The 7,393-nt window shown below is 68.3% G+C and carries 7 protein-coding genes; 6 read left to right on the forward strand and 1 reads right to left on the reverse strand.

Annotation, left to right across the window (positions count from 1 at the left end; translation table 11 throughout):
* The first annotated feature begins 37 nt into the window (after nt 1-37).
* The 3 genes from ACFV4K_RS21160 to ACFV4K_RS21170 all read left to right on the forward strand — a co-directional run bounded on the left by ACFV4K_RS21160 (nt 38) and on the right by ACFV4K_RS21170 (nt 3,952).
* Complete coding sequence (locus ACFV4K_RS21160) at nt 38-919, forward strand: ROK family protein (protein WP_379277010.1); 882 nt, start codon at nt 38-40, stop codon at nt 917-919.
* A gap of 4 nt (nt 920-923) precedes the next feature.
* A complete protein-coding gene (locus ACFV4K_RS21165; RefSeq protein ID WP_213559126.1) occupies nt 924-1,661 on the forward strand; it encodes a phosphoglyceromutase in 738 nt (245 codons plus the stop codon).
* A gap of 242 nt (nt 1,662-1,903) precedes the next feature.
* Complete coding sequence (locus ACFV4K_RS21170) at nt 1,904-3,952, forward strand: CocE/NonD family hydrolase (RefSeq protein ID WP_379277011.1); 2,049 nt, start codon at nt 1,904-1,906, stop codon at nt 3,950-3,952.
* 166 nt (nt 3,953-4,118) lie between these two features.
* Here ACFV4K_RS21170 and ACFV4K_RS21175 read toward each other — a convergent pair whose 3' ends face one another.
* Nucleotides 4,119-4,778, reverse strand: coding sequence for an NADPH-dependent F420 reductase (locus ACFV4K_RS21175; protein ID WP_379277012.1), 660 nt, complete (start codon nt 4,776-4,778; stop codon nt 4,119-4,121).
* 88 nt (nt 4,779-4,866) lie between these two features.
* Here ACFV4K_RS21175 and ACFV4K_RS21180 point away from each other — a divergent pair, with 88 nt between their 5' ends.
* From ACFV4K_RS21180 to ACFV4K_RS21190, 3 genes are all read left to right on the forward strand, one after another.
* A complete protein-coding gene (locus tag ACFV4K_RS21180; RefSeq protein WP_379277014.1) occupies nt 4,867-5,253 on the forward strand; it encodes a winged helix-turn-helix transcriptional regulator in 387 nt (128 codons plus the stop codon).
* A gap of 165 nt (nt 5,254-5,418) precedes the next feature.
* A complete protein-coding gene (locus ACFV4K_RS21185) occupies nt 5,419-6,669 on the forward strand; it encodes a sensor histidine kinase (RefSeq protein WP_379277016.1) in 1,251 nt (416 codons plus the stop codon).
* Nucleotides 6,666-7,355, forward strand: coding sequence for a response regulator transcription factor (locus ACFV4K_RS21190; RefSeq protein WP_357090946.1), 690 nt, complete (start codon nt 6,666-6,668; stop codon nt 7,353-7,355). Before ACFV4K_RS21185 ends, ACFV4K_RS21190 begins: the two co-directional genes overlap by 4 nt.
* The last annotated feature ends 38 nt before the right edge of the window (nt 7,356-7,393 follow it).

The following is a 7,393-nucleotide window of genomic DNA, read 5'->3' on the forward strand; positions in this document are numbered from 1 at the left end:
GAGCCGTGCGCTGAAGTCTCGGAGAGGCGGGGGAGCCATGGTGGCGCTTGCGCTGGATATCGGAGCGACCAAATTCGCGGCCGCCCTGGTCGATTCGACCGGAATGCCCGAAAAACCCCAACGCGTCGACGTACCCGAATCCGGAGTGTGGGCGGCCTGCCGTGAATTACTCGGCGCCGTGGCCGCGGGGGAGACGGTGACCGCGGTCGGCATCGGGTCCGCGGGGCCGGTGGACGTCCACGCCGGGGTGTGCGGTCCGCTCAATATCCCGGAATGGGCCGACGGCTTCCCCCTCGTGGACGCGGTGCGGAAAGTGTTCCCCACGGCCGAGATTCGCTTCGCCCTCGACGGGGCCTGCCTGGCGCTGGCCGAACACCGGCTCGGCGCGGCGCGCGGCGCGGACAACGCGCTCTGCCTGACCGTGTCCTCGGGCATCGGCGGCGGGATCATCAGCGACGGCCGGGTCGTCATGGGCCGCACCGGCAATGCCGGGCACGTCGGCCACATCGTGGTGCCCGGCAACGAAGAGCCCTGTGCCTGCGGCGGATTCGGCTGCGTGGAGGCCGTCGGCAGCGGCAAGTCCGCGGTGCGCTGGGCCCGGCGGCAAGGGTGGGAGGGCGCGACCGGGGTGGAACTGGCGCAGGCCGCGCGCGATGGGGAGCCGCTCGCCATGGAGGCGCTCGCCCGGGCCGGCACCGCCATCGGGACCGCCGTCGCCTCCGCGGCCGCGTTGCTCGACACCGATCTGGTCGTCATCGGCGGCGGCTTCGCGCAGTCCGGGGAGCCGCTGTGGCAGCCGCTGCGCGCGGCGGCGCTCGGCCACGCCCGTCTGCGCTTCCTGCGGGATCTGCGGGTCGTTCCCTCCGAACTCACTGATCAGGCCACCCTGCGGGGCGCGGCGCTGCTCGTGGGAGGATGACCCCATGACGTACACCCTCGTTTTGCTGCGCCACGGCGAGAGCGAATGGAATGCCCTCAACCTGTTCACCGGCTGGGTGGACGTTCGCCTCACCGACAAGGGTGTCGCCGAAGGCAAGCGCGCCGGCGAGCTGCTCGCCGAGCACGGGATTCTGCCCGACATCGTCTATACCTCTCTGCTGCGCCGCGCGATCAGCACCGCCAACAACGCCCTCGACGCCTGCGACCGGCACTGGATTCCGGTGGTCCGCGACTGGCGTCTGAACGAGCGCCACTACGGCGCCCTGCAGGGCAAGAACAAGGCGGAGATCAAGGAGCAGTACGGCAACGACCAGTTCATGCTGTGGCGTCGCAGCTACGACACCCCGCCGCCGCCGATCGAGGTCGACAGCGAATACAGCCAGGACGGCGACCCGCGCTACGCGGGCATCGAGGTCCCGGCCACCGAGTGCCTCAAGGACGTCGTCGCCCGCATGGTCCCGTACTGGGAGGACACCATCGCGAACGATGTTCGCGGCGGTAAGACCGTTCTCGTTGCCGCGCACGGTAATTCGCTGCGCGCGCTGGTGAAGCACCTGGAGAACATCTCCGACGAGGAGATCGCCGAACTCAACATTCCCACCGGCATTCCGCTCAAGTACGAGCTGGACGAGAACCTGCGCCCCATCGGCCCGGGTGTCTACCTGGACCCGGAGGCCGCCGCGGCCGGCGCCGCCGCCGTCGCGAACCAGGGCGGAAAATAGTTTCACCCTGAAATACTCGAAATAATGCCCCGCCCACAGTGATTGGGCGGGGCATTATTGTTTTCGTATTCTGATGTGATACACATCTCACTACGCGCCCGTAGGGTATTCCCAACGCTCACACAACAATTTGCCGTTTCTTCGGCTTGTCGAATCAGTACGTGTAACCGGGGTTTGCAACTTACTTCTCAGTAGATATGCTGCTGGGCGTTCGACCATCCGCGAGAGGTAGATCACGTTCGATGAAGCACGCGCTACGGGCCACGGTGTTAGCCGCCACGGCCGCTCTGCTCCTACCTTTGACCGGCATCACAGCCGATGCCATCACCCCCACCGGACCCGACGGCGGCGCCGCCGGAGTCGCGTGGACCAACACTCAGGACGGGGCACAGCAGTACCCCAACGTCTTCATCGAGTGGGACGTCCCGATCACCATGAGTGACGGCACCGTCCTCAAAGGCAACGTCTACCACCCGGCCGACGCCGCGGGCCGTCCCATCGACACCCCGACGCCGACCGTGCTCAACATGACGCCCTACACCAAGCTGGTGTCGAACGTCGCCGACAGCGCTTTCTCCATCCCCGGGCTGTCCGACGCGCTCCTGAACGTCTTCCGCAACATCCACCTCGACGGCACTCCGCTCACCGGCTTCGGTGAACTGCTGAACGCGGCGGGCAACGGCGAACTCCGCAACTTCTCCGTCGACCGCCAGCTCATCAAGTCCGGGTACACGCAGGTCGTCGTGGACGTGCGCGGCACCGGATTCTCGCAGGGCGAATGGGACATGCTGCGCGGCCGCGAGCAGCAGGACACCGTCGAGACCATCGACTGGGCCTCCAAGCAGAGCTGGTCCAACGGCCGCATCGGCATGAGCGGGCTGTCCTACAGCGCCATCAACCAGGTGCAGGCCGCCGAGAAGCAGCCGCCCGCGCTGAAGGCCATCTTCCCGATCGTGCCCGGCAGCGATCTCATCGACGACGTGCTCGCGCCCGGCGGCGGCTTCGGCTTCAACTTCATCCCGCTGTGGCTGAGCGCCATCAACGGCCTCAAGTGGGTGCCGGACCTGGCCTCCGTCGCCGCGGGCACCTTCGACTTCAAGTGGCTGCAGGATCGCGTCAACGATCCCTTCGGCTACCTCGACGTGCTGATGTCGGCCTACACCTCCACCACCATGGACAGCCTCGACCCGCGCGTGAAGGACATGCTCAACGGGTTCACCCAGGACCGCCAGGCCTGGCTCGGCGACCCCAGCCGCATCCAGATCCCGACCTTCGTGACCGGCGGCTGGCACGACCTGTTCACCTACTCGGAATCCAAGATCTACAACCAGATTCCGCTGCCGCCCGGCCAGAAGCAGCTGCTCATGGGCAACACCTACCACGTCACCTCCGGTGCGGACGTCAACCGCGTCGGCGCCCCGCCGCGCCTGGACGTGCTGCAGCGCGCCTGGTTCGACAAGTGGCTCAAGGGCATCGACAACGGCATCGACGCCTACGGTCCGGTGACCCTCAGGACGCAGGGCGGCGGCTGGAACACTCAGGGCGGATTCGGGCCCACCGCACCGGCTTCCGAGGCCGCCGACTACCGGCGCATGTACTTCTCCGCGCAGCCCTCCGGCACCGCGAACAGCGTGCACGACGGCTCGCTCACCGCGACCGCCAACGGTGACGGCGAGCGGCTCACCGTCGCGCCCGGCCTGTCCACCGTCTGCTCCAACGACGCCGCCCAGGCCACCGCGGGCATCCTCAACCTGATCGACGGCTGCTCCAAGGACTCCCGCGTCGCCGAGACCAACGCGCTCACCTTCACCAGCGCGCCGGTCGCCGAGGCCACCACCATCTCGGGCCCGATCGCGGTGCACCTCAACACCGTTCAGGACGCCGCCGACGGCTACTGGACCGTCACCGTCAACGACGTCGCCCCCGACGGCCAGTCCACCGTGCTGACCTCCGGCGAGCTCATGGCCTCGCTGCGCCAGGTCGACGAGGACCGCAGCAGCCGCTCCCCGAACGGCGACTACACCGACCCGCGCGCCTTCACCTCCCTGGACAAGCGCCAGGAGACCGTGCCCGGCGAGGCCACCACCCTCGACATCGCCCTCGGCGGCACCCAGGCCGTCCTGCAGCCGGGCCACCGCCTGCGCGTGGACGTGTTCGCGGGCAACTTCCCCAAGGGCCTGCCCATCCTTCCGATGCTCATCGACACCGGCCTGAAGCCGCAGCACCTGCAGCTCGACCCGGACCGTCCGAGCTTCGTGAACATCCCGGTCCGCGGCAACACCGGCTGGTGACACCGCCCCTACCGGGATCGAATCCCCGAGCGTGCACAACGGCGTGCACGCCCGGGGTTTTTTTCTTTCCGGCCGCATGCGGCCCGCGTCTCAGGAATCGGGGTCGGCGAGACCTCGTCCACCCCGTCCGGCGCCGGCGCCCGCACCTGGGCAGCCACATCCCGCGCTAGCCCTCCGACTCGTCGGGAACGGCGAAGGCCGCTTCCAGCGGCGGGAACAGGGCACGGGCATCGTGACCGGTGAACCAGAGGCCGACCACGAAAGCCGCGGTGGCCTCCAGGTATCGGGCCCGGGACAGGCCGCCCGCGGGGATCGGGCGCAGCTTCAGGTCCTCGGCGAGGCCGGACACGAGCGCGATCGCCGCCTCGTCATCGCCGCACAGTGGCACCGTCAAAGGGTGGCCGTCGAATTCGTGATCAGGAACCGCCCACACCTCGGCCGCCAGCAGATTGAACGCCTTCACGACCTTGGCGTCGGGCACTGCGGCCGAGATGCGTTCGGCCACAGCGGGTTCGGAGAGACCGAAGCCGCCGGTGCCCGGGGCGAAGGCATTCGTGCAGTCGATCAGGGTGCGCCCGGTGAGGGCCTCGCGCTGGTCGGTGAGGATATCCGTCAACGCGGCCACCGGCACCGCCAGCAGCGTCGCGTCACCGAAATTCGCGGCCTCGGCGACGGTGGCGGGCCGGGCGCCGGACCCGATCGCGGCGGCGGCCTCCACCGCCCGCGTGGAAGTCCGTGCGCCGACCACGATCTCGTGCCCGGCCGCGGCCCAGCCGCCGCCCAGAGCGCGGGCCATCTGCCCGGCCCCGATGATTCCGATTCGCATGTCATCTCCTTGGTGTGGTGTGTGATGACGACGGTAGGAATTCCGAAGCGCACTCCCGGGTGCCCAATGGCGGTGGCAGGGTGGAGGCATGACGGTCGAGAGCATCGAACCGGTGCGGTTCGCCGAATACGGCGGCCGCGAATCGGACTGCCCCGCGCGGCTGGCGGTAGACGTATTCGGCAATTCATGGCTGACAGTGATCGTCTACACACTTCGCGAGGGTCCGATGCGCCCGGTGGAATTGCGCCGCGCCATCGGCGGCATCAGTCAGAAGATGCTCACCCAGACCCTGCGGCGCATGCGGGCGATGGGGTTGCTGGAACATCGCCGATACGCGGAAGCGCCACCGCGCGTTGAGTATTCGCTGACTCCTGCGGGCCGTGATCTGCTGATTCCAATTTTCGCGCTGGGGGAGTGGGCCGACCGCCACGGCGACACCGTGCGCACCGCCCTCTACGGCGATCCCGAGGACTGAACCGCCACCGCGAAAGCGGTTGCCACAAGGGCGCTCACCGGCCGCGACACGCTGACCGAACATCGTGTGAACACCGGGCTAACAAGGGTGGAAGGACCTATGACCTGCGTGAAACTTCCTGCACCCGGGGTTTGACCCCGCGTCGGCGACCGTACGATTCAAAGTGTGAGCGTTCCACAGGCCGTGCTTTTGGCAGTCCTGGCGGCCGTAGTAGGACTGGCCGTCGGCGGACTGCTCATTCCGTATGTGAACGCTCGCCAGGAACGGATGCGTGCCGCCACCGACACCGGGCTGACCATGTCCCAGGTGCTGGACCTGATCGTGCTCGCCTCCGAATCCGGCATCGCCGTCGTCGACCAGTACCGGGACGTGGTCCTGGTCAACCCGCGGGCCGAGGAGCTCGGCGTGGTCCACGACCGCCTGCTCGACGAGCGCGCCTGGGCGGCGGTCGAACAGGTGCTGGCCGGGGGCCAGGACGTCGAGTTCGAGCTGACCGCCAAGATTCCCATGCCCGGCCGCGCCCGCCTCGCTGTCCGAGGAGTTGCCCGGCCGCTCTCCCAGGAGAATCCGAACTTCGTGGTCCTGTTCGCGGACGACGACTCCGAACAGGCCCGCATGGAGGCCACCCGCCGCGACTTCGTCGCCAATGTGAGCCACGAACTCAAGACCCCCGTCGGGGCCATGAGCCTGTTGGCCGAGGCGTTGCTGGAATCCGCCGACGATCCCGACTCGGTCCGGCACTTCGGTGAACGCCTGCACGGCGAGGCCCGCCGCATGGGCAAGATGGTCACCGAGCTGATCGCGCTGTCGCGCCTGCAGGGCGCCGAACGGCTGCCCGACCTCGAGGCCGTCGACGTCGACACCGTGGTCACCCAGGCCATCGAACGCTCCCGCACCACCGCCGAGGCCGCGGGCATCACCGTGTCCACCGACGCGGGCAGCGGCCTCGAGGTGCTCGGCGACCAGACCCTGCTGGTGACCGCGCTGTCCAACCTGGTCGAGAACGCCATCGCGTACTCGCCGCGCGGCTCCCACGTGTCGGTGAGCCGGGCGCTGCGTGGCGGCTACATCAATATCGCCGTCACCGACCGCGGCATCGGCATCTCCAAGGAAGACCAGGAGCGCGTCTTCGAACGCTTCTTCCGGGCCGACAAAGCGCGCTCGCGTGCCACCGGCGGTACCGGCCTCGGGCTGGCTATCGTCAAGCATGTGGCCGCCAACCACAACGGTGAGATCACCCTGTGGAGCAAACTGGGCACCGGATCGACGTTCACCCTGCGCATCCCGGCCCACCCTGCCGATTCCAACGGGCAGGTCGACAAGAGACTTGCCACCGGTGTTCCGGTGGCCAAGAAGGAAAACGGCACGCGCCCCCTCGGGCGGGCCAGAACCAACGGTGTGGAGGCAACCCGATGACGAGTGTGCTGATCGTCGAGGACGAGGAGTCGCTGGCCGATCCGCTCGCGTTCCTGCTGCGCAAGGAGGGGTTCGAGGTCACCGTGGTGGGCGACGGCCCGTCCGCGCTGGCCGAGTTCGACCGCTCGGGCGCGGACATCGTCTTGCTCGACCTCATGCTCCCCGGCATGAGCGGCACCGACGTGTGCAAGCAGCTACGGGTGCGCGGCAGCGTCCCGGTCATCATGGTGACCGCGCGCGACAGCGAGATCGACAAGGTGGTCGGCCTGGAACTGGGCGCCGACGACTACGTCACCAAGCCCTACTCCTCGCGCGAGCTGATCGCCCGCATCCGGGCCGTGCTGCGGCGCGGCGCCGGTGAGGAGCCCGACAACGGCAGCGAGACCGCGGTGCTCGAGGCCGGCCCCGTGCGCATGGACGTGGACCGCCACACCGTGCAGGTGAACGGCAAGGCGGTGACGCTGCCGCTCAAGGAATTCGACCTGCTCGAATACCTGCTGCGCAATTCCGGGCGCGTGCTCACCCGCGGACAGCTCATCGACCGCGTCTGGGGCGCCGATTACGTCGGCGACACCAAGACCCTCGACGTGCACGTGAAGCGCTTGCGCTCGAAGATCGAAGCAGATCCGGCCAAGCCCGAGCACCTGGTCACCGTGCGCGGCCTGGGCTACAAGCTCGAAGCCTGAGAACTGACAGATGACGACAAGCGCGCCCGCTTCGATTT

This window comes from Nocardia sp. NPDC059764, assembly GCF_042732555.1.
Lineage (GTDB): Bacteria > Actinomycetota > Actinomycetes > Mycobacteriales > Mycobacteriaceae > Nocardia.